The sequence below is a fragment of the Herbaspirillum autotrophicum genome (assembly GCF_001189915.1).
GTDB classification, from domain to species: Bacteria; Pseudomonadota; Gammaproteobacteria; order Burkholderiales; family Burkholderiaceae_D; genus Herbaspirillum; species Herbaspirillum autotrophicum.
Map to the genome: position 1 here is coordinate 15,189 of NZ_LFLS01000009.1, position 23,166 is coordinate 38,354.

A 23,166-nucleotide genomic window follows, 5' to 3' on the forward strand; every position below is an offset into this window, starting at 1 on the left:
GTTACTCCTTGTGCGGCTGCCCGGAAAGATCCGCGCTGGCCGTGTCCTTGCTGACTTGGTTCTTGTCGCCAGTAAAACGGAATTTGTCACGCACGTCCAGAAGTTTTTTGACTTTGGATCCCATTTTCATCAGTGACGCCAGCGTTTCCGGCGACAGTCGTTGTACATCGTCGAACCAGGAACTGGACAACTCGATCAGGTCATACATCTCGCGCATGCGTTGCTGTGCCAGCCGGTCTTCGGGCGTAGCCGGATTTTCCAGCAGGGCATCGCGCAACATCGACAGCGTCGGTTCTATTTCGCGCCGGCGGCGTTCTTCCAGCAAGGCTTTGAAAATGTCCCAGATATCCTTCGGCGGTTCAAAGTATTCGCGCCGGTCACCGGGTTTGTGGAGCAGCTTGACCAGTCGCCAGGATTGCAATTCTTTCAAGCCCATGCTGACATTGGAGCGCGAAAAGGCCAGAAATTCGGCGATCTCGTCGGCATTGAGCGCAGTTCCTTGCACATACAGCAAGGCATAAATCTGGCCGACCGTGCGGTTGATACCCCAGCGGCTGCCCATTTCACCGAAGTGCATGATGAAGCGTTGCTTCAGCGGGCTTAGCGATGCATTTTCCATGAGTGTTTTGAATTTTCAGTAATTACTGAAATATACGTTATTTCAGTAATGTTCTCAACGGAAGATTGCCGGGGACGCAGAATCCTGCAAAAAGTATGGGATGGGCAACGGACAACGATGCTCAAGCGCAACAGGGCTGGACGCAGTTGCAGCAGGAACGGCGTCGGTTCCGATAAACCTCGCTAAAATGACGGCGGTACTGTTGGATAAGATAAATTGGCCGTATTAGGGCTATCTTGCGTTGTTTTTCGCGACAGATAAGCAATATTTGCCGTATCGGATGGCGATCCCACGGATTATGGGCGCGCAGTTGTCAGCGATGAAGCAGAATAAGAACAGGAATGGCAACGTGCATATACATAGACGGAGTGGGGGCAGTGCCGGCTGGCGCAACTGGCTTGCCCGCGCATTGCTGTTGACGCTGATGCTGATCGGCAGTGTTGCACTGGCACAACTGAAACCGGTGTTGTTGCAACAGGGGCGCATCGATTTGTCGGACCATGCCACCAGTCTGGTTGATCGCAGCGGCAAGCTGACCATTGCCGAGGTCATGCAAGCGGCAACTGCCGGGCGCTTTCGGTCGCAGCCGGATGTCTTGCATCAATATAACGATGGTACGGTGATCTGGCTGCGCATGACCGTGCAGCAAGCCGCGCCGCAAGCGCGCGAATGGTGGCTGGAAGTGCAGACGCCGGCCGCGGTTGAGCAACAAGCGTTTTATCAGCCGGGAACGTTGACCGTGTATCTGCCGCAAGCCGATGGCACCGTGCGTTCATCGGCGCAAGCCGGGCCCGGACTGTTTCCGCTGACCGCCACCGAATATCGCAATCCGCTGTTCAGTGTGGCGCTGGCGGATGCGCAGCCCTACACCTTTTATCTGCAGTTCAAAACCGGTTACGGGCCGGTAAAGGAAGTCGTCTTGTGGCAACCGGGCGCGTATGCAAAAGCGGTCGCGTTCGAAGAACTGATTTGGGGTGTCTATATCGGCATCTGTCTGATGCTGGTGCTCACCAGTATCTGGTTCGAACGCGCCATTCGCGACGGCGTCTATCTGGCGTTTTCTGCATATGTCGGCAGTGTGATGCTGATGACCTTGCCGGATACCGGCTTGCTGCGCCAGTATTTTGGTGCGGCGTATACGGTCGAACTGAATTACCTGCGTTTCTTCGGGCTGGCGCTGGGAGCGGTGGCGTGCATTGAATTCTTTTTCCGTTTCATCAACATGCGCGAAATCAATCCGCGACTGACGCGCTGCTATCTGTGGTCGCTGCGCGGCTTTGCGTTGCTGGCAGCGATCATTGCGATGGCCGGCTACTTTCCTGAAGCCGGCCAACTGCTGTCGTTCGGCATGACGTTCGTGATCGGGCCATCGGCGATTCTGATCTTGTTCAAGCACGTACTGCGTGGCAGCAATGACATACGCATGCCGTTTTTCGTGACGGCATTGCTGTTTACCCTCTCCATCATGGTGCAGTTCTTTGCGGTCAACGGCTATATTGGCGACGGCAATCTGGTCGATTATTCGTCGGTCTGCTTTTCCGTGATTTTCTTTCTGACGATTTATTACGCTGTCAGCAAGCGTTATCAGCGCATGCGCGAGGCGACTGAAGCGGCGCAGGGCAAGATGCTGGAAATGGTGCGCAGTTCCGAGCGCGATCTGGAGCGCCAGGTGGCCGCGCGCACACAGGATTTGCTGCAAGCGATGGATGAAGTGGAGCGGGCCTTGTCGCTGGAGCGCGCAGCCTACGAAGAGCAGCGGCAATTCATTGCCATGGTGTCGCATGAATTGCGCACGCCACTGGCAGTGATCGATGCCGCCGCGCAAAACATGGCGCGCGAAGAAATGCATGCCTCGTCGAAGACGCCGGTGCGCCTTGAAAAAATCAAGCGCGCTACCGAGCGTCTGACGTCGCTGTTCGGCCACTACCTGAGCAATCACCGGCTGGATACATTTTCACAAGGCGTGCAAACCGCCGACGTGGCATTGCGACCATTGCTCGAAGACGCGGTGCAAATGTCGAAGCCGCTGGCAGAGAGTCATCAGTTCCTGATCGAGACGGCGACCATGCCGGAATGGATTCGCGCCGATCCGGACTTGTTGCGTCTGATCCTGGGCACGCTGGTCGACAATGCCGTGAAATATACCCCGGGCGGAACCCGAATCACATTGGCTGCGCGTGCTGCCGCGCATGGCTGGCATATCGACATTGCCGATACCGGCGCCGGTATTGCGGACGACGAAAAAACGCAGATCTTTGAACGTTACTATCGCGGCCGGGCGGCCGGCAGCAGTGTCGGCACCGGTCTCGGCTTGTCGTTGGCGCGGCACTTGCTGGAACGTCAGGGCGGGACGCTGACGTTGCTGGAAACGGCCGGGCCGGGTGCCACCTTCAGAATTTTTTTACCGCAAACCGTCGCCTGAATGGCGGCGCGAAATGTCATTGCCGATGCGTGAACACATACAGATCAGAGAAACCGTCGCCGCAGAAATGCCGCGTGATTTATTGTTGCAGGCCGATCCGTCAACGGCCAGGGTCAATGCCTGTTTGCACAATGCCAGATGTTTTGTCGGCGAGATCGATGCCGACATCGTCGGCGTATATCTGTTGCAGGCAACAGCGCCGGAGGTCTGGGAGTTGATGAATATCTCGGTGCATGCGGCGTTCCAGATGCAAGGTGTCGGCAGCGCCATGTTGCGGCACGCGATTGCCACCGCCGGTGCGGCCGGTGCGATTCGTCTGGAAGTCGGCACCGGCAGTTTTGGCTATCAGTTGGGTTTTTATCAGCGTCACGGATTTCGGGTGACGGCAATCGCGCAGGATTTTTTCCTGACACATTATGACGAACCCATTCATGAAGATGGCATTCAGCTCAAAGACATGCTCCGGTTGACGCTGGAATTGCGCTGAGGTTGAATTCTGCCGCGCGTTTTTTCAAGTTGGCGGCAGTTCGCCGAGGCGCACGCCATTCTTTTTCTTGCGATAGGCATCCCGGTTGTGGGCGCTGGCTCTGGCAAGGATGCCGCGCAACCATTCATGCGCGCTGGAGCGATGGGTGCGTTCGTGCCATAACTGGTAGAAGCGCATTTCAGGGAAGGCAATCGGTGCTTCGACGGTTTTCAGCGGCAGGAAATTTTCGTAGTAATTGGCAAAGTGACGGCTGGTGGTGAAAACCAGATCTGAATTCACGAGCAGATAGGGTGCCATGCTGAAGAATGGCAAGGTGATGATCGCATTGCGCGTCAGCCGGCGGCTGGCGAGGTAGCTGTCAATCACGCCACGGTGTGCATTGGAGTAGGGCTGCGGCACGATATGCGCGGCGTTCAGATAATCGGTCTGGCTCATGTTGTCGGACAGCGGATTGTTTTTCCCGACCAGGCACACCACATCATCTTCCAGCAAGATCGACAGATGCAACTGCGGCGGCGGGTTGTGCCAGTTGCTGATGACCAGATCAAGTTCGCCGTCGGCCAATGCCGTTTCGTAATCGAGTTCGCGTCCCAGTGGAATCAGTGACAGCCGTGTCAGCGGTGCTTCGCGCCGCATGTGTTCGACCACTTCACCGACAAAGGTGGCAATCAGGAAGTCAGCGACGCCGATACGGAACTCACGTTGTGAGGTGGCGGGCACGTAATCGCTGGGCTCTTCCATCATGCGCGCGGTTTCTGCCAGGATCACCCGTGCCGATATCACCAGTTCCAGCGCCCGCGCGGTCGGGATCATTTGTCCCTTTTCGCGTGCCAGCAGCGGATCGCCAAACATTTCCCGCAAGCGTTTCAGGACCGCGCTGATCGCCGGTTGCGACTGGTTCAGCTTCATGGCCGCACGCGACACGCTGCGCTCCACGATCAGGGTCTCCAGAACGCGTAACAGGAAGGTGTCCAGAGGATCGGTGGATCGAGACATGGGTGCCGGAATCAATAAAAGAAATGGTTGCCGCCAGCCGTTTGCCTGCATGTTGTCATGGTGCACCGGAGCGATGAGGAACCGTATAGGATTTTTGTTATTTTGTATATAGCACATCAAACATTGTGCGCGGCTCAAGGCCTCTCTAGTATCGCTGTTGGCAGATCAGGCTTGTCGCGGACGTCGCACCGACGCGGATGATTCGCGCTGCATGATATTTTGACAAGGCACAAGAGGAGGCTTGCGGATGGATCTGAATGCAGTAAATGCCATGACGGCAGAAAACTTTGTTGCTACCTTCGGTGGCGTGTTCGAACATTCTCCCTGGGTGGCGCAGGAAACCTGCAAGGTGCGCCCGTTTGCCTCGGTGGAGCAAATGCACGGCGCCATGTTCAATGCAGTGCGCACCGCACCGCACGCGAAAATTCATACTTTGCTCGCGATGCACCCGGATCTGGCTGGCAAGGAAGCCCGGGAGGGCAGCATGACCAGCAGTTCGGTGGCCGAGCAAGCCAGTGCCAGACTCGATGCCTTGTCAGCGCCGGAGATGCGCAAGATGAGCGAGCTCAACGCAGCTTATCGCACGCGGCACAATTTCCCGTTCATCATCGCGGTCAGGAATTATTCCAAGGAAGAAATATTTGCCGAATTCGAGCGGCGTTTGCAGCACGATTCGATGACCGAATTCAGCAATGCGCTGGAACAGATTTCCGACATTGTCGGCATGCGCCTGGAACGCATTTTCGCGAATGGAAAAACGTCTGCGCCGGTACTGGCAAGCGTGTAATTGCAGCAGGCAGCAGGCAAGGCAATACATCAAATCATAAGTGCAAAAAATTTGCACAACAGGAGACACATCATGACAAGCGCGCAAACCGATCGGGCCGGCACTCTCAATGAAAAGAGTGAACAGGACCGGCTGTACCGGAAAATCACCTGGCGTCTGATTCCGTTCCTCGCCACGTTGTGGGTGCTGGCGTGGATCGACCGGGTCAATATCGGTTTCGCCAAACTGGCGATGCTCAACGACTTGCAGTTTTCCGACACGGTGTACGGTCTCGGTGCCGGCATATTCTTTCTGGGCTATTTCTTGTTTGAAGTGCCGAGCAACATGTTGCTGGTCAAGATCGGCGCCAGAAAAACCATTGCCCGCATCACCATCGGCTGGGGCATCGTCAGCATTCTGATGTTGTTCACCAAGACGCCGACCCAGTTCTATTGCCTGCGTTTCATGCTGGGCGTATTCGAGGCCGGCTTTTATCCCGGCATCATTCTGTATCTGACTTACTGGTTTCCCAGCCAGCGTCGTTCGCGCGCCTTCGGTCTGTTCATGTCGGCGTCGGCGGTGGCCGGCATCATCGGCGGTCCGATTGCCGGTGTCATCATGTCGACCATGAACGGTTTCCATAACCTGCATGGCTGGCAATGGCTGTTCTTGCTGGAAGGTATTCCTTCGGTGGTGGCCGGTATCGTCACCTTGTTTTATCTGACCGATAAGCCGGCCCAGGCGCACTGGCTGACAGCGCAAGAACAGGCGCAGGTGCAACGCGATCTGGATCAGGATGCAGCGGTCGCCGGTCCGCGTGATCACAGCTTTCTGGCCAGCCTGCGCAATCCCAAGCTGTGGGTGCTGGTAGCGATTTATTTTTGCATCATCGCCGCCAATTCCACGCTGACATTCTGGTCGCCCAGTATCGTCAAGGATATGGGTGTCAGCAATCCCTTGCATATCGGTTTGCTGATCGGACTGATGTATATCTTTGGCGCCGTCGGCATGATCGGCAACGGTTTTCTGGCGGATAAAAGCGGCAAGAACAATTTGCACTGTGCCGCCGGCGCATTGATTGGCGCGACGGCCATGGTCGTGACGGCGCTGGTGACACATAATCCGGTACTGGCCTTTGTGGCGCTGACGCTGGCGGTGTTCGGCACCATGAGTGCGATTCCGGTGTTCTGGCAATTGCCCAACATGTATGTCTCCGGGGCTGCCGCAGCGGGCGGCGTGGCGATGATCAATTCGATTGCCAACCTGGCCGGCTTTGGTGCGCCGTATGCAATGGGTGTACTCAAGGATTCCGGCGCCGGTATTTCCGCCGGCTTGCTGGGGGTTGCTGCGGTCGAAGCATTGGGCGCGTTGCTGATCCTGGTGATGATCCGCAACAAGCGTGAGCCGCAGGCAGTTGCTGCGGTGGCGCACTGATGGATTTGCCTGCCGTGGTTCAACAGCCGCCCATGATGAAACAGTTGCACGATGCTGCGCCGGGCGACGATGCCGGCCTTCTCGGCCAGCGCATCATGGCACATGCCCGGGTATTGTCTGCGCATACCGAAACGGCGGGCATGATGACCCGCACTTACCTCACCGCCGCGCATCACGGCGCTGCCGCACAACTCAGTGCCTGGATGCAGGAAGCCGGCATGCAGGTGAGACGCGATGCTGCCGGCAACGTGATCGGGCGCTACGAAGGCAACGTCGCCGGCGCCCCGGCCTTGATCACCGGTTCGCATTTCGATACCGTCAGAAATGGCGGCATCTACGACGGTAACCTTGGCGTGCTGTTGCCGATTGCCAGCATCGCGCAATGGCATGCGCAAGGCAAGCGCTTCGATCACGCGATTGAAGTCATCGGTTTTGCCGAAGAAGAGGGTGTGCGCTTCAAGGCCACCCTGCTTGGCAGTCGCGCGGTAGCGGGTACCTTTGATCAACGCGTGCTGGAGAATCAGGATGCGGCCGGCATCAGCATGCGAGCCGCCATTGACGGCGCGGGTCTCGGTTTCAGCAGCACCGATATTCCGGCTGCGGCATACCGGCCGGAACAGGTCCTGGGTTTTGTTGAGGTCCATATCGAACAGGGACCGGTGCTGCTCGACGCCGGTCTGGCACTTGGTGTCGTCACCGCAATTTCCGGTGCCAGCCGGTTTTTGATCGAGATCAGCGGGGTAGCCGGTCATGCCGGCACGGTGCCGATGGCGTTGCGTCAGGATGCGGCCATGGCAGCCGCCGAAATCGGTTTGTATATCGAGCGCCGCTGCAGCGGCAGCGCCGGGCTGGTGGGAACCGTGGGGCAGTTTGATATTCCCGATGGCGCGGCCAATGTGGTGCCGGGACGCGCCAGATTTTCCATCGATATCCGTGCCAGTGACGATGCGGTGCGGGCGGCCGCGGTCGATGATGTGTTGCAGGCGATCACTGGCATTGCCGCCCGTCGCCGGGTGCAGGCCGCGATCCGCAAGACGCATGAAGCGCCCGGCGTGCCCTGCGCCGCATGGCTGCAACAGCGTTGGGAGCAAGCCGTCCGGCGGTGCGGCTTTCCGCTGTATCATTTGCCTTCAGGCGCCGGACATGACGCCATGGCGATGGCCGCCATTACCGATGTTGCCATGTTGTTCGTGCGCTGCGGTAACGGTGGCATTTCACACAATCCGCTGGAAACCATGAGCGCGCAGGATGCTGCCGCCGCAGCCCAGGTGTTTTCAGCATTGGTGGAGCACTTTGAAGTCAGTGCCTGAGCACTTCATTTCTGTATTTACGAGACCTTATTGTTAACATGACTGATGCCAATCTGAAGAACCGTTTGAGTACCTGGATCGACGCCCATTTCGAAGAAGAAGTGACATTCTTGCAAGAGGTGGTCCGCATTCCCACCGATACGCCGCCCGGCAATAACGCGCCGCATGCCGAAGCGGTAGCCGGCATGATCGATGCCTTGGGCTGGGCAGTGGAAAAATATCCGGTGCCGGAACAAGTGGTCAAGGATTACGGCATGCAAAGCATCACCAATCTGATCGTGCGCCGCCGCTATGCCGATCAAGGCCCGGTGCTGGCCTTGAATGCCCATGGCGACGTAGTGCCGCCGGGCGACGGCTGGAGCAAGCCGCCGTATGGCGGCGTGATCGAAAACGGCCGCATGTATGGCCGCGCCACGGCGGTGTCGAAGTCTGACTTCGCCACGTATCTGTTTGCGGTGCGCGCACTGGAAGCGCTTGGCGTTCCGCTCAGGGGCGCAGTCGAACTGCATTTCACTTACGATGAAGAATTCGGCGGTTTGCTGGGGCCGGGCTGGTTGCTGGAACACAAACTGACACAGCCGGATTATCTGATCGGCGCCGGCTTCAGTTATAACGTCGTGACTGCCCATAATGCCTGCCTGCAATTCGAGGTCTCGGTGTTGGGCAAGGCCACCCATGGTTCGGCGCCGGATACCGGGCACGATGCGATGCATGCCGCCAGCGAAGTATTGCGGGCGATCTACGCCAAGGTGCCGGCGTTGAAGAACATCCGCTCCAAGGTCGCCGGCATTACGCATCCGACCATGATCGTGGGCCGCATTGACGGCGGCACCAATACCAATGTGGTGGCCGGCAAGGTAACGCTGAAAATCGACCGCCGCATGATTCCCGAAGAAGATCCGACCCAGGTGGAGCAAGAGGTGCGCACACTGATTGAACAGTCGGTCGCCGGTCTGCCCGGAATCAAGGTCGAGATCAAGCGGCTGTTGCTGGCGCGTGCGCTGCGGCCGCTGCCGGGGCACGAGCGGCTGGCCGGCAGTCTGCGCGAGAATGCCCGCGCCGTATCGGGCGAGGATATTACCGACAATGGTTCGCCGTTGTATACCGACGCCCGCTTGTACGGCGAGCACGGCATTCCATGCGCACTGTATGGCGCCGGGCCGCGTACCGTACTGGAATCGAATGCCAAGCAAGCCGACGAACATCTGGTGCTGGAAGATTTGCGACTGGCAACCAAGGTGGTTGCCATGACCTTGCTGGATTTTCTCGGCTGATTTCGCAATTGCTCACGCAATCGATTACGCAACCGATTACGCAACCGATTATGCAACCGGTCACCTGACCGGTTGCGTGTGTCGCGAGGGCATCTGATGGCTGGCAGTGCAATGCTGCCAGACCATCAGCAGTTCAGAGGGTGCGTACCACTTCCACCAGTTGATCCAGCGCCTTGCCCCATCCTTCACGAAATCCCATGGCTTCATGTTTTGCCTTGTCCGCGGGATTGCTGTGGATGGCAAAGGCGCTGTATTTAGTGCCATTGCCATGCGGCTCCAGAACGATCATGGCGGTGATGGCCAGCACACCGGGACCTGCTGCCACCGGCCGGTAACCCGGCCCCAGCACGGTAGTCCAAACCAGCCGCTGATTTTCCACCACTTCCAGATAGCAGCCCAGATTGGGAAATTCCATGCCTTCCGGTGACCGCATCATCGTTTGAAATTTGCCGCCCGGACGCAAATCGATGTCACAGGCGACCGTGGTCCACGGCGCCGGCGTGAACCAGCGCAAGATCAGTTCCGGCGTGGTCCAGGCTTTCCAGATCAAGGCCGGAGGGACGTCGACGATACGTTCGAACGTGAGGTCGAGGGCGGGATCGAAATGCTGCGCGAATGCATTGGTCATTGTTGGTCTCCTGTTTATTTTGCAGCGGGAAGTTGGTTCCCGCCATCGGCTCAGTCAGCTTCAGGCGCGTTGCGGAATGTTGAGGCCCTTCACCACGGCCGGTCGCGCGACGAACGCTGCCAGCACGCGCACCACCTCCGGAAAGTCGGCAATGCCGACCAGATCACCGGCTTCATAAAAACCGATCAGATTGCGGATCCACGGGAAGGTGGCAATGTCGGCGATGGTGTAGTTGTCGCCCATGATCCACTGGCGTCCGCTCAGGCGTTGGTTGAGTACCGACAGCAGGCGCCTGGATTCCGCCACATAGCGGTCACGCGGACGTTTGTCTTCGTAATCCTTGCCGGCGAATTTGTTGAAAAAGCCGAGTTGCCCGAACATGGGGCCGATGCCGCCCATCTGGAACATCAGCCACTGTATGGTTTCGTAGCGGCCGGCCGTATCTTTGGGGATGCACTGGCCCGACTTGTCGGCCAGATAAAGCAGGATCGCGCCGGACTCGAACAGCGCCAGCGGCTTGCCGTCCGGACCATCCGGATCCAGGATGGCGGGAATCTTGTTGTTCGGATTGAGCGACAGAAATTCCGGCGACGTCTGATCATTGGTTTCGAAACTCACCAGATGCGGCTCATATGCCAGGCCGGTTTCTTCCAGCATGATCGAGACCTTGACGCCATTCGGTGTCGGCAAGGAATAGAGCTGGATGCGCTCGGGGTGTTGCGCCGGCCATTTTTTGGTAATCGGGAAATTGGAGATATCGCTCATGGCATGTCCTTTGTGGAAAAATGGGCAGAGAGGGTTGTCGGAGACCGGCAGTACGGAATGATTGTTGGTGACGGCGGCGATCAGCAATGCATCAGTATATTGACCAGTTTGCCAAACGGGTCGCGCACATAAAAGCGCCGTACGCCCCAGGGTTCGTCGACCGGGCCATACTCGATTGCAAAGCCGGCCCCGGTCATGCGTTCCAGCGCAACCGCAAGATCATCGACTTCAATCGACAGATCCGGCGTGGCGGTTCCTGATCCGCCTTGCGTGGCAAAGCTGATCTGGATTGCCATTTGCTGTTGTGAGCCATAGGTTGCAATCCAGCCTTGATCCATCAATACATCGAGTCCCAGCACATCGTGATAAAAGCGCCCCGCCGCAGCCGTCGCTGGCGTATTGATATTGGCAACAATCCGTTTGACTTGCATGCGAGAAACTCCCAGAAGCAATGGCTGCGATGAGCGGCAACTTTACCATGGGCGGACGGCGCAGGTTGGCGGCCACAGGATTGGATTGCCGGGATGAAATGTGGTCCGCAAGAAATGATCGCGATGCGTTTGCAACAAATGCTGAAGCGCCGCATTTGAGGTTGCGCGCGAGCTGGCGTCATAGGGAAATCAGGCGCATCACACGCAGCAATCGCGCTGCGGCGAGTCCCGCGCAGCCTTGCCGGCAAAATATATTGTTGAGGGTTGAGCACCCAAACGGTGAAAACTGTTATCGAAATATTACTAATTATTATTAAAAAAACAACAATTGTGCATTCGAATATCTTTTACAATCAGTTTCGATAGTTTTTTGATAACGAATGCTCCTGAGTATTGCTGCTCGGCATATGATGGGGGCAAACGATACTTTCATTCCGGCTGGTCCGATTGTCCGTATTAAAGTAGGGGGGGAGAATGAGCAACGCTATACATTGCGCTGATCGTTTCATATCAGCTACCCGTTTTACCGCTGACGCGGCTGCGAAAGGCCTGTTTTGATACCGGCGTTGCGTCGTTATTGCGGCCTGGCATTGACACTGTTGCTGTCCTGCGCAGGCGTCACTGCCCAGACTGCACCGGTGTCGGCACTGTCGTCGGCCGCATTCTATTACGGCGAACAGCCGCCGCTTTCCGATTTGCAGGCATTCGATATTGCCGTGGTCGAACCGGATCACGTGCGCCATCCTGCACAGCGCAGTCGTTCCGGTGACAGTGGCAGGCACGAGTTGTTCGCCTATGTCTCCCTCGGTGAAGTGCATTCCACGCGTGACTATTACAAGCAACTCCCGGCCGGCAGTCTGCGCACCGAGAACGCGGCCTGGAACAGCAGCGTGATCGATCAGACGGCACCCGGCTGGAGCGAATTCTTTTTGTCGAAAATCATCGCGCCGCTGTGGGAAAAAGGCTGGCGCGGTTTCTTCCTCGATACGCTGGACTCTTATCAGTTGTTTGCCAAGACCGATGCTGAACGCAAGATTCAGGTCGATGCCATGGTCGCCACATTGCGCGAATTCAAGCGCCGTTATCCGGATGCCAAACTGATTCTGAATCGCGGCTTTGAAATGCTGCCGGAGATTGCCCCGCTGACCTATGCTGTGGCGGCGGAATCGCTGTATAGCCGCTACGATGCCGGCCGTCGTCAATACGGTGCGGTGCCGGAAAATGATCGCTCGTGGTTGCTGGCGCATATGGAACTGGTGCGCGATCAGTATCACTTGCCGGTGATCTCCATCGATTATGTTGATCCGGCCAAACCGAACGCGCGCGAACTGGCACGCGCCACCGCGAAGAAAATTGCCGCGCACGGTTTCATTCCGTGGGTTGCCGATGGCGGTCTCGCTTCGATGGGTGTCAGCAATATCGAAACCATTCCACGGACCGTGCTGGTACTACTGGATGTGCCTGCCGGCGAGGATTTGCACACCACGGAAGCGCAACGCTTTCTCGGTATCCATCTGAACTATCTTGGTCTGCGCTATGAGTTTGTCGACCTGGCGTCGGAATCGCTGCCGCAAAAAATTCTGGCCGGCCGCTATGCCGGCGTGGTGAGCTGGTTTGCTGGCGGCGCCTATCACCCGGAATTGTTGCCATGGCTCAAAAAGCGCAAGGATGAAGGCGTGCCGGTAGCGATTCTGAGCAAGCTGGGCTTTCAATTGTCACCGGCGGCGGCAACGCAATTGGGGTTGACCGCATTTACCACTGGCAAGCCGGACAAGTTGACGGTGGTATCCAGTGATCCGGAAATGATCGGCTTCGAAACACCGCCGCGTCCGGACCGGACTGAAATCGACTTTTTGCGACTGGCCAATGCCAGCGATAAATCCTTGTTGCGGTTGCAGGATGGGCGCGGCAATATTTACGACGCTGCGGCAATCACGCCGTGGGGCGGATTTGCATTGTCGCCGTTTGTGGTGGCCAGCATTCCGGGTACCGAACAATCGTTTTGGGTGTTGCAGCCGCAGAAATTCTTGCGGGCGGCATTGCGCCTGCCGGAGATGCCGGTGCCCGATGTCACGACCGAAGGCGGGCGCCGCATTCTGATGAGTCACGTCGATGGCGACGGCTTTGCGTCACGGGCAGAAGTACCTGGCACACCGTTATCGGTGCAGGTATTGCAAAAGGAGATCTGGGAAAAATATCAGATTCCGGTGACGATTTCGGTGATCGAAGGCGAAATCAGCCCGAAGGGCGTGTATCCGCAACTGTCGGCGCAAACCGAGGCACTGGCCAGAAAACTGTTTCAACTGCCGTATGTGGAACCGGCCAGCCATACTTATTCGCATCCGTTTTCGTGGCGCGATGCGATGGATCCGGAACGGGCGGCGGTGGCTCATGTGCCCGGCGAAGAAGAAGCACACCGTCTGGATGTACCCGGTTACGTGTTTGATTTGCAGCGTGAAATCAAGGGCTCGATGGATTACGTCAATACCTTGCTGGGCGGCGGCAAAAAGGCCGAAGTGCTGCTCTGGACCGGGAATTGCGAACCGTTGCCGGCGGCCATTGCGCAAACCTATCTCGATGGCTACCTGAACATGAATGGCGGCGATACGCTGATCACCGAAAGCAACAAGACCTGGACCGAGATTGCCTCGCAAGGAATTCGCAAAAAGGGCTGGTACCAGGTGTTTGCGCCTAACCAGAATGAGAATGTCTATACCAATAACTGGACCGGCCCGTTTTATGGTTTCGAGCGCGTGATCGAAACCTTCAAGCTGACCGAAGAGCCGGTGCGCTTCAAGCCGGTCGATATCTATTTCCATTTTTATGCCGGCACCAAGCCAGCCACGCTGGGCGCGCTGCAAAAGATTCATAGCTGGGCCGTTGCGCAACCGTTCACCCGTTTGTATTCCTCGCAGTACATCCGCAAGGTGCTGGATTTTGAAAACACCAGCTACGCCCGCAGCATTGATGGCGGTGATCTGGTGATCCGTACCGGCAAGCACTTGCGTACCTTGCGCTTGCCACCCGGCGCGGCGACGCCATCGCTCAGCGTCAGCAGCGGCGTAGCCGGCGTGGCGCCGGGACCAGCCGGTGCCTATCTGATCACCAGTGCCGGCGAAGTGCGGGTGTCGTCGCAGCCACAGGTCAAACCGATTTTGGCTTTATACGAAGCAAGCGGTGCCGTCAGCAATTTCAGCCGTACCGAAACCGCCGGCGGCAGCAATCTCAGCTTTACGCTGAGTGCCAATGGCGCCGCCAGCTTCAGCGTCAGCAACAGCAACAAATGCAGTGCGACGGCAGACGGCAAGGCGCTGACGCGTTCAGCCGGTAACAAGAACAGCATCGCATCATCCAAATACGCAGCACAATCGGCAGCACACTTGGCCATTACACAATATGAAATCAGGACCTCGCCAAACAACTTCGCAACCACCGAATACAACGTACGCGTTCAATGCGCCGCATGAACGTCTGAAATTGTTTTCGCCGTGGACGATCGCCGGTTTCGGACTGGCGGTCGGCCTCGGACTGGTGCTCGTTTATCCGCACACGCCGCTGGAGCAACGCTTCTCGACGACGGCCAATGGCGCGCGTCCGGACCGGTTGACGGTGGAGTACCTGAAAGTGTTTCTGAAGGCGCAACCCAAGGCCGACAGTTTGCGCGCAGAGCTGGTCAAGCAACTGGTGTTGCTGGGCTTGTACGACGAAGCGCGCACGCAGTTGGCGTTGTTGCGCAAAGCGCCGGACCAGCGTTATCAACTGACCGCCGACTGGTATGAGTATCAGATACTGGAAAACGAAACCTATGCGGAACCGGAAAATTCACCGGAACGCAAGACACGGATGGCGCAGTTGCAGGCATTCCAGCGTGAATTGCTGAAGCAGCCGCTTGATGCCAGTCAGTTGCAAACGGTGGCGCAACGGGCGCTGGCGCAGGGCGATATCGCTACCGGCACGGCGGCGTTGCAATTGCTGGCCAAGAATCCGAGTGCGCTGAGCGTCGATCAGAATGTGGCATCGGCGTTGCAGAGTCTCGGGTTGGGCGACTACCGCAGCAGCGCGGCGTTCTATTTCCGCGCCATGGATGACAGCTCCAATATCGACCGCCAGCGAGAATACTATCTGAGCGCCTTGCGCACCTTGCAGTCCGGTCGTCTGTATGACGAAGCGATCGCCGCCGCCGATGCCCATATCGGGCCACTCAGCCGCGACAAGCCAACCTTGCTGTTCCTGGCGCGGCTGGCGCAATCGTCCAACAAGCTGGACGCTGCCGAACGTTACATCAAGCAATTGCTGAAGCTGTCGATGCTCAAGCCGCGCGGTGATGCGCGCCCGGCGCGGCAACAGGTCAGGTATCAAAGCATGCAGGAATACGCCGCCAATCTGCGCGAGACCATGCTGCATCCGCAATATCAGATCGGTGCCGTGCATATCATTCGTGCTGCCGATACCAGCGGACCATTACAAGCCAGTCTGCCGTTCGACGATGAAAGCTACACGCTGAGTTACAACATTTTCCTGGCCAACCGCAATCTGACCGATGCCCGCTTGCTGGCGCAATCGGCAGTACGGCAGCAGCCCGGTTCGGCGGCCTGGAACAAGCGGCTGGCGGAAGTCAGCGAGTGGAGCGGCGCGCCGGATCAGGCGCTGACAGCGTGGCAGAACTATGCCCGGGTCAGCGGCGATGAAGCCGGTTGGGATGCGGTGCTGCGCCTGAGTCAGGGGACCTATTCGCAAGGGCCGCAGCAGGCGGCGCTGGAACACAAGCTGCGCACCGATCCGAACAATCCCAAGTGGCTGGATCTGTTGCTGAGCCAAAGCGAAACCGTCGGCGATCCGCGCCGTGCGGCAGCGTTGCTGGAAGGGCGGTTGGGCAGCAGCAATCGGGCACCGCAGTTTGCCGCCCAGCGCGAACGTGAATTTCAACTGCTGGCTGCCGTCTACGAACGCAGCGGCGATGATGCGCAAGCGCTGGCAACCTTGCGGCGGGCGCAGGCCGAGTTCGGTCCCAAGGCCAGCTATGCCTTGCTGATCGCCAATCAGTTGTATCGTCGGGGTCGGATCGAAGAAGCGATGGCGGCGTTGCAGGAAGCAGCGCCGGTGACGCCGGCCGACAACGGCGAATTCTGGCGCACGCATGCAGAAGTGGCGCGGTTCCTGCAGCAAGATGAAGTGGCGCGCGACAGCTATCGCCGCTTGCTGACATCGAACCAGCAAACCGATGCCGACATCACCAACATGATTGCCTTGATCGAAGACGAGCAACCATTGGCGGCGGCCAACCTGGCCGAGTTCGGCTATCTCAAGAGCGGCAAGCCGGAATTCGCGACCCAGGCACTGGGCAACCGCATGCGTGCACTCGACTATCGCGGCGCGCAAGCATTCCTGGATCAGTTGCCAGCGTCCGCGCTGGTCAAGCTGGAACGCAATGGCAACTTCCTTGCCGCGCGCGCCGAAGTGCGGCAAGCCAATCGCAATATCAAGGGCGCTGCCAGCGACTTGCGGGCGGCACTGGTGATCAGTCCCGGTGACAGCAATTTGCGCGCCGGTCTGATCTGGACCATGATCGCCCAACGCGACACTCACGGTCTCAAACGGGTGTTGCGTTTGTGGTCGGCCGATGCCGAAAGCAATGCGCTGATGTGGGGACCGTTCGCAGCGGCCAACATGTCGATCAACCGGCAACGCACGGCATTGCATTGGTTTCGCAAATCGGGTTTCCTGAAAAATGATTACTTGTGGTTGCTGAATTACGCCGAGTGCCTGGAAGCCAACAGCCAGCCTGATCTGGCCTGGCGCATCCGACGCAAGGCATGGCTCGATTTGCGCAAACCGGAAGTGTTGAGCAATGCCAATCCGGGGCAGTTGCGTGACATCCGTGACCGTCTGGCGTCACTGGCGCCGATGTTCATGCAATCCGATGCCAGCAACCGGGTCATGCAATCGCTGTTGCGTGCGGATGTCGCCAAACTGGCCGCGACGCCGGAAGCGGTGCCGGTACCGGCCGATGGACCGGCGCTGTTGCGATTGCTGGAAAGCGAACGTGTGCAAGCCAAAGGCACGGCCGCCACCGAAGCCAGCCTGAAGGGCATGTTTGCCGCACCCGGTACCCGGCGCGACGATGCACGGCTCTCGGCCAGCGTGCGGGAAGTGGCACTGGCCTATGCCTTGAGTCAGGAATCCTATGACCTGGCGCATGCGTGGCTGGCGACCCGTTTTGCCAACAACATGGACAAGCCGTTGTGGGGTGAATTCTCGCTGACGCTGGCCGACAATGACCGCGATCATCTGAATCAATTGCTCGATAACGTGGCCGACTGGTTGCCGATGTATGAACGCATCGATGCCGCCAAACTGGCCGGACGCGATCCGCTGGCGCAAACACTGGCCTTCGATCAACTGGCGATTCTGCCGCATGACGAAGAGTTGCATCAGCGCCTGACCAGTCTGGTAACCGAAGATCCGGCTTCGTTCTCGGCCTCGGTCACACGCTTGCGCGATGCGCCGTGGCAAGGCACGCGCTCGGAAGTGCAGAGCGGCTGGTCGATCACGGGCGGCACGCGCTTGTATGTCAAGTTGAGCCAGATCAATCAAAGCAGCAGCGACGACACCCAAATGGTCAATGTGCCGGCGCTGGACCGGCTGGTGGAAGTCACCGTTCGTCGTCGTCTCGATAAAGGTTTTGTGGCGTTCAGCGTGTCGCATCGTCAGGCCGCTGCCGATACCAACGGCGCACGGGTCGACTTCAGCACCGCGTTGACCGGACGCCTGACCATGACCGGTGAGATCGGCATCCATCAGATGGCAACCGAGTCGGTGCTGATGCGCGTCGGTGGCATGCGCAGTGGTGCCGATCTGAATCTGAATTATGCGGTGACCCACAATGAGTATCTGAGCGGCGGCATCGGCTGGCAGCAGTACGCGACGCAAGCCGGCACCAGGCTTGGCAGCGGCACCAACTTCAATCTGGAAGCCGGTACCCATTTCCGCATCGAGTATCCGAATCTGACCTTGCGCACTTACGTATCGGGCAGCAATTTCAAGGACAAGGGCTCTTACGATGCGCAGATCGCGCGACTGGTGCCGCCGGGGACCGACCCCGCCACGTATCGTTACATGCCGGTCAACACCCGCGTCTACGGTATCAGCCTGGGTGCCGGCACGGTCATCGACAACACGTATACGCGCGGCTGGCGGCCGTTCGGCGAATTCGGCATGACGTATACACCGGACTTGGGCTGGGGCCGCAATTTCCGCACCGGCGTGCAAGGAAGCGTGATCGGGCAGGATGTATTAAGCGTGCAGTTGCAAAGCATCAGCGCGACCGCGAATTCACCACAGAGGTCTTTTGAGCTAGGAGTAAATTACAAATGGTTATATTAACTGGTGGACATACTATGAAAACACACATCCTCAATTTTTCCCGCATTCTGCTGGCAGGCGTCCTGTTGGCAGTGTTGGCGGCGTGTTCGACGGTGGACGTCGGCCCGGCACCAACGTTGGAAGCCAAAGCATCATGGGCCTTGCTGCCATTTGCCAACAATACGGAAACACCGCAAGCCGGTTTGCGGGCCGAAGCCATTTCGGAAAGTCTGTTGCGCGCCAATGGCGTGAACAATCTGCGTCGCTATCCAAGCAATCTGAATACCGAAACCTTGTTTGAACCGATGGATCGCAAGCAACTCGATGCCGCGCTGGAATGGGCCCGCGCCGAGAACCTGAAATATGCATTGACCGGTACCGTCGATGAATGGCGTTACAAGGTCGGTATCGATGGCGAACCGGCAGTCGGCCTGACCTTGCAATTGATTGAAGTATCCAGCGGCAACGTGGTGTGGGCAGCCAGTGGCGGTAAAACCGGCTGGAGCCGCGAAGCTTTGTCTGCAGTGGCGCAGAAATTGTCGCGCACCTTGCTTAATCCTCTGATCGCCAGTGCGCGCTGACAGGTTGCCGTGAATACTCAGTCCAACTCCGCGCAAAATGCGGCCCGCAGCGGCCCGGGAAAGCGGCCGACAGGCGGTATCGTACGTCCCGGTTCCAACTGGTGGCGACGTATTTTCCCGCGCACGCAGGCGGCCAGTCTGAGTCCCTGGGCAGCAGTACTGCGCATACTGGAAGCAGCGTTGTTTGTCGCCCTGGCGTTGCTGTTCAGTTTCTGGGCCACACCCGCCGATCCGTTCGGCGTGGCTGGCGAATTTCCGTGGATTTGGATCGTGCCGGCAGTATTGGCAATGCGTTACGGCACCGGTATCGGCGTCATTTCAGTGCTGCTGTTGCTGCTCAGCTGGTTTGGCTGGAGTTACCTGTTCCCCGGCGGCAGCGGCAAAGTATTTCCGCAAGTGTATTTCCTGGGCGGTCTGGTATTGACCTTGTTGTGTGGCCAGTTCTGCGAAGTCTGGAACGCCCGCAGTCGTCGTTTGAGCGCCATCAATTCGTATCTGGACGAACGACTCACGATGCTGACCAAGAAGCATTTTCTGTTGCGGTTGTCGCATGAACGGCTGGAGCAGGATTTGCTGTCCAAGCCGCTGACCTTGCGCGAATCGCTTGAGCGCATGCGTGCCTTGACCATCAATCAGGCCGTCAGTGCCGGCAATCCTTTGCCTGCCGCCAATGCGTTCATGCAGATTCTGGTGCAAAGCTGCCAATTGGAAGTGGCGGCGTTGTACGCTTGCGATGCACATGGCAAGGTGTTGCATCAGGCCGTGGCAACGCTGGGTCAGCCGGCACCGCTGGACAGTGGCGATTCGTTGCTGCTGTATTGTTTGCAGCAGCAAAAGCTGGCGCATGTGCAAACCATCGCCATGCCGCATCAGCAAAGCAGTCGTTATCTGATCTGCGCGCCGCTCAAGAATTTCGATGGCTCGGTGTTCGGTGTGCTGGTGGTGGAAAAGCTGCCATTCGTGGCACTCAATGAAGACACGCTGCAATTGTTGTCGGTGCTGGTGGATTACTACGCCGACGGGGTACAGATGAGCGGCGCGGCACATGAAATCGTGGAGCATGTGCCTGGTTGTCCATCCGATCTGGCGATTGATATCGTGCGCTTGCATCGCCTCAAGGCCAATACCGATATCGATTCGGCACTGGTGGCGCTGGTTCTCGATGATGATGAAATTTCGCGCGACATGTTCGAGCAGATCAAACGTCTCAAGCGCGCCGCCGACGTGGTGTGGGAAATCTCCGCCGGCGCGCCGGCGAACCCGGCACTCACTCGCAATATATTGATCACGTTATTGCCGCTGGCCGGGTCGGCGGCGGTGGAGGGTTATCTGATGCGTATCGAAGAAGTCATGCAGGCGCAGTTTGGCGGAAAGTATCTGACCAGCTATGCGCAGGTGCATACCGAGCACATGGGCCACGACAGCCCGGTGCACATGCTGGAAAAACTGGTGCAACGCTGTGTTGTATAAGCTGACCTTTACCGGCATCGGCTTCGAGCTGGTTTCGATCTGGCTGCTGTTTTCGCACGATGCATCGATGGCGCTGATGTTGTCGTATCTGGGCCTGCACGCCTTGTCGAGCATTCTGTTTTCACTGGCGCTCAGTTTTGTCGTGCCGAAACAGTACCGGCAACCGCGGCTGTGGTTGCTCGGCTATCTGTTCGCCTTCAATTTCTTCATGCCCATCGTCGGCTTGCCGTGTGCGGTACTGGCGATCATTATCGGCGCCTGGTTGCCAAAGATCGACAAGAAAAGCGAATTCGAGACCACCGTGCCACCGCAGTTCGCGGCGGTACACGGCCCCGAAGGCGCCGGCTTTCAGGGCAGCCGGATTCGGGCGCAACTGAGCAATCCGTCAATGCCGCTCGACGAACGACTGAACGCGCTGGCCGCGATCCAGAACACGCCGACCCGCAGCAGCAGCGGCTCCTTGCGCCAACTGCTGGCTGATCCGGCCGATGACGTGCGCATGCTGGCGTATGGCATTCTGGATGGCAAAGAAAAGAAAATCACGCATCGCATTATCGAAACTCGTCAGCAAATCGAGAGTGTCGATACCGACTGGCAACGCGCCGCATTGCACAAGCGGGTGGCCGAGTTGTATCAGGAATTGATTTATCAAAATCTGGTGCAGGGCGATTTGCTGACCTATTCGTGCGACCAGATGCGCGAACATGCGCAGCAGGCGCTGGACTTCAATCCGGATGATCAGGGCTTGTGGTTCATGCTGGGCCGGCTGGAACTGTTGTCCGGCAATGCCGCCAGCGCAGAACTGGCGTTTGACAATGCGCAACGCTATGGATTTTCGCGCGAGCGCTTGTTGCCCTATCTGGCCGAACTCAGTTTTTTGAAAAAGAATTTTGACCGCGTACGCAGCCTGTTCGTTGAGATTGCCTTCAATCCCAGCGTGTCGATTGCCTCGCAACTACACCGGTACTGGACGGCGCAAGCCGCGACCGGAGATCAGGAAAAGTCATGAGTCATACCGCCGCCGTGCCGGATATCCGCCGCAGCGCAACCGACTGCGATGTGATGTTGTTGCTGGAAGGAACCTTCCCCTTCGTCAGCGGCGGTGTGTCGAGTTGGGTCAATCAGATCATTCGCGGCTTTCCGGAAATCCGCTTCGGCATCTGCTTCATCGGCAGCCGCAAGGAAGACTACGGGGTCGCCAAATATGCGTTGCCTGACAACGTCGTGCATTTGGAAATTCATTACATGCACGAGCGCTATGAGGCGCCGGAAGTCAGGGAAAGTCGCGGCAACGGCAAAGCGTTCTTGCAAATGGATTTGCTGCATGAGCAGTTGCGTGTCGGCCGCACCGGTCGCGACAAGCCGGACGTGACAGCGTTGCTGGCGCCGCTGGTGCCATTGCTGGAAGAGGGCAAGGCGCTCGATGAATCGGCCTTTCTGTACAGCGAAGAAGCCTGGAAATACACCACGGAAAAGTATCGCGAATTTTGTACCGATCCATCGTTCGTCGATTACTTCTGGACCGTGCGCACCATGCACAAGCCGATCTGGAATCTGGCCAAGGTTGCACGCAACATGATTCCGGCGCGCTGCTATCACACCATTTCCACCGGTTATGCCGGCTTTCTCGGCAGCTTGCTGAAATTGCAGAATGGCAAACCGTTGCTGTTGTCCGAGCATGGCATCTACACCAAGGAACGCAAGATCGATCTGTTCCAGAGTGAATGGATTCATGACAATCGTGACGTGTTTGAAAAGGATGCCTCGCAGATTCCGTATTTCCGTGATTTGTGGATGCGCTTTTTCGAAGCGCTGGGGCGCATGTGTTATCAGAGCGCCGATCAGATCGTGGCATTGTATGAAATCAACCGTTTGCGCCAGGTCGCTGACGGCGCGCCGGCTGCTGTTACCCGCAATATCCCGAATGGCATCGATTTGCCGCGTCTGTCCGCATTGCGCGCCTTGCGCAGCAAGGAAATTCCGCCGGTGCTGTGTCTGCTGGGACGGGTGGTACCTATCAAGGACGTCAAGAATTTCATTCGTGCCATGCGTACCGTGGTCACTTTGTATCCCGATGCCGAAGCATGGATTGCCGGTCCGGAAGATGAAGATGTGGCCTATGCCGAAGAGTGTCGCGGCATCGCTGAAGGTCTCGGTTTGGCCAGCAAAGTCAAATTCCTCGGTTATCAGAAGATCGATGAGCTGATGCCGAAGATCGGGCTGGTGATGTTGTCCAGCATCAGCGAAGCGTTGCCGCTGGTGTTGCTGGAAGGGTTTGCGGCCGGCGTACCGGCAGTGGCAACCGACGTCGGTTCGTGCCGTCAGTTGATCTATGGCCTGGACGATGCGGATCAGGCCCTGGGTGCCGCCGGCGCCGTGGTTGGCATTGCCGAGCCGCAGGCGCTGGCGCGGGCCGCAGTGGAGCTGCTGACCGACCCGGTCAAGTGGCATGCCGCACAAGCCGCCGGTATTGCCCGGGTCGAACGTTACTACACGCAGGACATGATGTTTGCATCGTACCGGCAGTTGTATCAAGGTGCATTCGAGCAGGAAGCCGGACAGCCGCAGCAGAAAAAACTGACTTGCCCGATGGGGCATGCATAAGTCGTCTAAAAATTAAC

General features: G+C 57.9%; 17 protein-coding genes. 12 read left to right on the forward strand and 5 right to left on the reverse strand.

All coding sequences use genetic code 11. The features are described from left to right. Position 1: 1 nt before the first annotated feature. On the reverse strand, positions 2–619 hold the full coding sequence (locus AKL27_RS09040) for a GbsR/MarR family transcriptional regulator (RefSeq protein WP_050462487.1): 618 nt from the start codon (positions 617–619) through the stop codon (positions 2–4). Between the two features lie 349 nt (positions 620–968). Here AKL27_RS09040 and AKL27_RS09045 point away from each other — a divergent pair, with 349 nt between their 5' ends. Both AKL27_RS09045 and AKL27_RS09050 read left to right on the forward strand, forming a co-directional pair. Further along, positions 969–3,041, forward strand: a complete 2,073-nt coding sequence (locus AKL27_RS09045) for a sensor histidine kinase (protein WP_198155923.1) — start codon at positions 969–971, stop codon at positions 3,039–3,041. A gap of 25 nt (positions 3,042–3,066) precedes the next feature. Further along, the gene (locus tag AKL27_RS09050) at positions 3,067–3,528 is read left to right on the forward strand and encodes a GNAT family N-acetyltransferase (protein ID WP_050462598.1); all 462 of its coding nucleotides are present in this window, start codon (positions 3,067–3,069) and stop codon (positions 3,526–3,528) included. Positions 3,529–3,552: 24 nt separating this feature from the next. Here AKL27_RS09050 and AKL27_RS09055 read toward each other — a convergent pair whose 3' ends face one another. Then, positions 3,553–4,524 carry a LysR family transcriptional regulator gene (locus AKL27_RS09055; RefSeq protein WP_083438959.1) on the reverse strand — a complete coding sequence of 324 codons (972 nt, stop codon included), beginning with the start codon at positions 4,522–4,524 and terminating at the stop codon, positions 3,553–3,555. Positions 4,525–4,771: 247 nt separating this feature from the next. Between AKL27_RS09055 and uraD the strand changes: the two genes are divergently transcribed. The 4 genes from uraD to AKL27_RS09075 all read left to right on the forward strand — a co-directional run bounded on the left by uraD (position 4,772) and on the right by AKL27_RS09075 (position 9,308). Next, positions 4,772–5,311 (forward strand): 2-oxo-4-hydroxy-4-carboxy-5-ureidoimidazoline decarboxylase, encoded by a 540-nt coding sequence (gene uraD, locus AKL27_RS09060; RefSeq protein ID WP_050462489.1) that lies wholly within the window; start codon positions 4,772–4,774, stop codon positions 5,309–5,311. Between the two features lie 72 nt (positions 5,312–5,383). Beyond that, positions 5,384–6,724, forward strand: a complete 1,341-nt coding sequence (locus AKL27_RS09065) for an MFS transporter (RefSeq protein ID WP_050462490.1) — start codon at positions 5,384–5,386, stop codon at positions 6,722–6,724. A 35-nt stretch (positions 6,725–6,759) separates the two neighbouring features. Then, positions 6,760–8,034, forward strand: a complete 1,275-nt coding sequence (locus tag AKL27_RS09070; protein ID WP_050462599.1) for an allantoate amidohydrolase — start codon at positions 6,760–6,762, stop codon at positions 8,032–8,034. 38 nt (positions 8,035–8,072) lie between these two features. Next, on the forward strand, positions 8,073–9,308 hold the full coding sequence (locus AKL27_RS09075; protein WP_050462491.1) for a M20/M25/M40 family metallo-hydrolase: 1,236 nt from the start codon (positions 8,073–8,075) through the stop codon (positions 9,306–9,308). Between the two features lie 133 nt (positions 9,309–9,441). Here the strand turns inward: AKL27_RS09075 and AKL27_RS09080 are convergent, their stop codons facing one another. The 3 genes from AKL27_RS09080 to AKL27_RS09090 form a co-directional block, all read right to left on the reverse strand. Beyond that, positions 9,442–9,936, reverse strand: coding sequence for an SRPBCC family protein (locus tag AKL27_RS09080; protein WP_050462492.1), 495 nt, complete (start codon positions 9,934–9,936; stop codon positions 9,442–9,444). Between the two features lie 60 nt (positions 9,937–9,996). Then, complete coding sequence (locus tag AKL27_RS09085) at positions 9,997–10,701, reverse strand: glutathione S-transferase N-terminal domain-containing protein (RefSeq protein ID WP_050462600.1); 705 nt, start codon at positions 10,699–10,701, stop codon at positions 9,997–9,999. Positions 10,702–10,781: 80 nt separating this feature from the next. After that, entirely contained in the window at positions 10,782–11,132 is a 351-nt protein-coding gene (locus AKL27_RS09090; protein ID WP_050462493.1) for a VOC family protein, read from the reverse strand. Positions 11,133–11,698: 566 nt separating this feature from the next. Here AKL27_RS09090 and AKL27_RS09095 point away from each other — a divergent pair. Genes AKL27_RS09095 through pelF form a run of 6 tightly spaced genes read left to right on the forward strand, consistent with a single transcriptional unit; the run spans position 11,699 to position 23,149 of the window. Continuing rightward, complete coding sequence (locus tag AKL27_RS09095) at positions 11,699–14,599, forward strand: bifunctional glycoside hydrolase 114/ polysaccharide deacetylase family protein (RefSeq protein WP_232310947.1); 2,901 nt, start codon at positions 11,699–11,701, stop codon at positions 14,597–14,599. Beyond that, positions 14,529–18,515, forward strand: a complete 3,987-nt coding sequence (locus tag AKL27_RS09100; RefSeq protein ID WP_232310948.1) for a tetratricopeptide repeat protein — start codon at positions 14,529–14,531, stop codon at positions 18,513–18,515. Before AKL27_RS09095 ends, AKL27_RS09100 begins: the two co-directional genes overlap by 71 nt. Positions 18,516–18,529: 14 nt before the next feature. Further along, on the forward strand, positions 18,530–19,075 hold the full coding sequence (locus AKL27_RS09105; RefSeq protein ID WP_050462496.1) for a transporter: 546 nt from the start codon (positions 18,530–18,532) through the stop codon (positions 19,073–19,075). A 9-nt stretch (positions 19,076–19,084) separates the two neighbouring features. After that, on the forward strand, positions 19,085–20,545 hold the full coding sequence (locus AKL27_RS09110; RefSeq protein WP_083438950.1) for a PelD GGDEF domain-containing protein: 1,461 nt from the start codon (positions 19,085–19,087) through the stop codon (positions 20,543–20,545). Next, a complete protein-coding gene (locus AKL27_RS09115) occupies positions 20,535–21,554 on the forward strand; it encodes a tetratricopeptide repeat protein (RefSeq protein WP_050462497.1) in 1,020 nt (339 codons plus the stop codon). Before AKL27_RS09110 ends, AKL27_RS09115 begins: the two co-directional genes overlap by 11 nt. Then, positions 21,551–23,149 carry a GT4 family glycosyltransferase PelF gene (pelF, locus tag AKL27_RS09120; protein WP_050462498.1) on the forward strand — a complete coding sequence of 533 codons (1,599 nt, stop codon included), beginning with the start codon at positions 21,551–21,553 and terminating at the stop codon, positions 23,147–23,149. The genes AKL27_RS09115 and pelF overlap by 4 nt, the downstream gene beginning before the upstream one ends. Positions 23,150–23,166: the final 17 nt, after the last annotated feature.

Bases quoted from the DNA above. Each gene is read 5' to 3' on its own strand.
- AKL27_RS09090 (WP_050462493.1), bottom strand. From the start codon at position 11,132: ATGCAAGTCAAACGGATTGTTGCCAATATCAATACGCCAGCGACGGCT.
- AKL27_RS09080 (WP_050462492.1), bottom strand. From the start codon at position 9,936: ATGACCAATGCATTCGCGCAGCATTTCGATCCCGCCCTCGACCTCACG.
- AKL27_RS09070 (WP_050462599.1), top strand. From the start codon at position 6,760: ATGAAACAGTTGCACGATGCTGCGCCGGGCGACGATGCCGGCCTTCTC.
- AKL27_RS09105 (WP_050462496.1), top strand. From the start codon at position 18,530: ATGAAAACACACATCCTCAATTTTTCCCGCATTCTGCTGGCAGGCGTC.
- AKL27_RS09040 (WP_050462487.1), bottom strand. From the start codon at position 619: ATGGAAAATGCATCGCTAAGCCCGCTGAAGCAACGCTTCATCATGCAC.
- AKL27_RS09050 (WP_050462598.1), top strand. From the start codon at position 3,067: ATGCGTGAACACATACAGATCAGAGAAACCGTCGCCGCAGAAATGCCG.
- AKL27_RS09055 (WP_083438959.1), bottom strand. From the start codon at position 4,524: ATGTCTCGATCCACCGATCCTCTGGACACCTTCCTGTTACGCGTTCTG.
- AKL27_RS09085 (WP_050462600.1), bottom strand. From the start codon at position 10,701: ATGAGCGATATCTCCAATTTCCCGATTACCAAAAAATGGCCGGCGCAA.
- AKL27_RS09100 (WP_232310948.1), top strand. From the start codon at position 14,529: ATGAAATCAGGACCTCGCCAAACAACTTCGCAACCACCGAATACAACG.
- pelF (WP_050462498.1), top strand. From the start codon at position 21,551: ATGAGTCATACCGCCGCCGTGCCGGATATCCGCCGCAGCGCAACCGAC.
- uraD (WP_050462489.1), top strand. From the start codon at position 4,772: ATGGATCTGAATGCAGTAAATGCCATGACGGCAGAAAACTTTGTTGCT.
- AKL27_RS09075 (WP_050462491.1), top strand. From the start codon at position 8,073: ATGACTGATGCCAATCTGAAGAACCGTTTGAGTACCTGGATCGACGCC.
- AKL27_RS09065 (WP_050462490.1), top strand. From the start codon at position 5,384: ATGACAAGCGCGCAAACCGATCGGGCCGGCACTCTCAATGAAAAGAGT.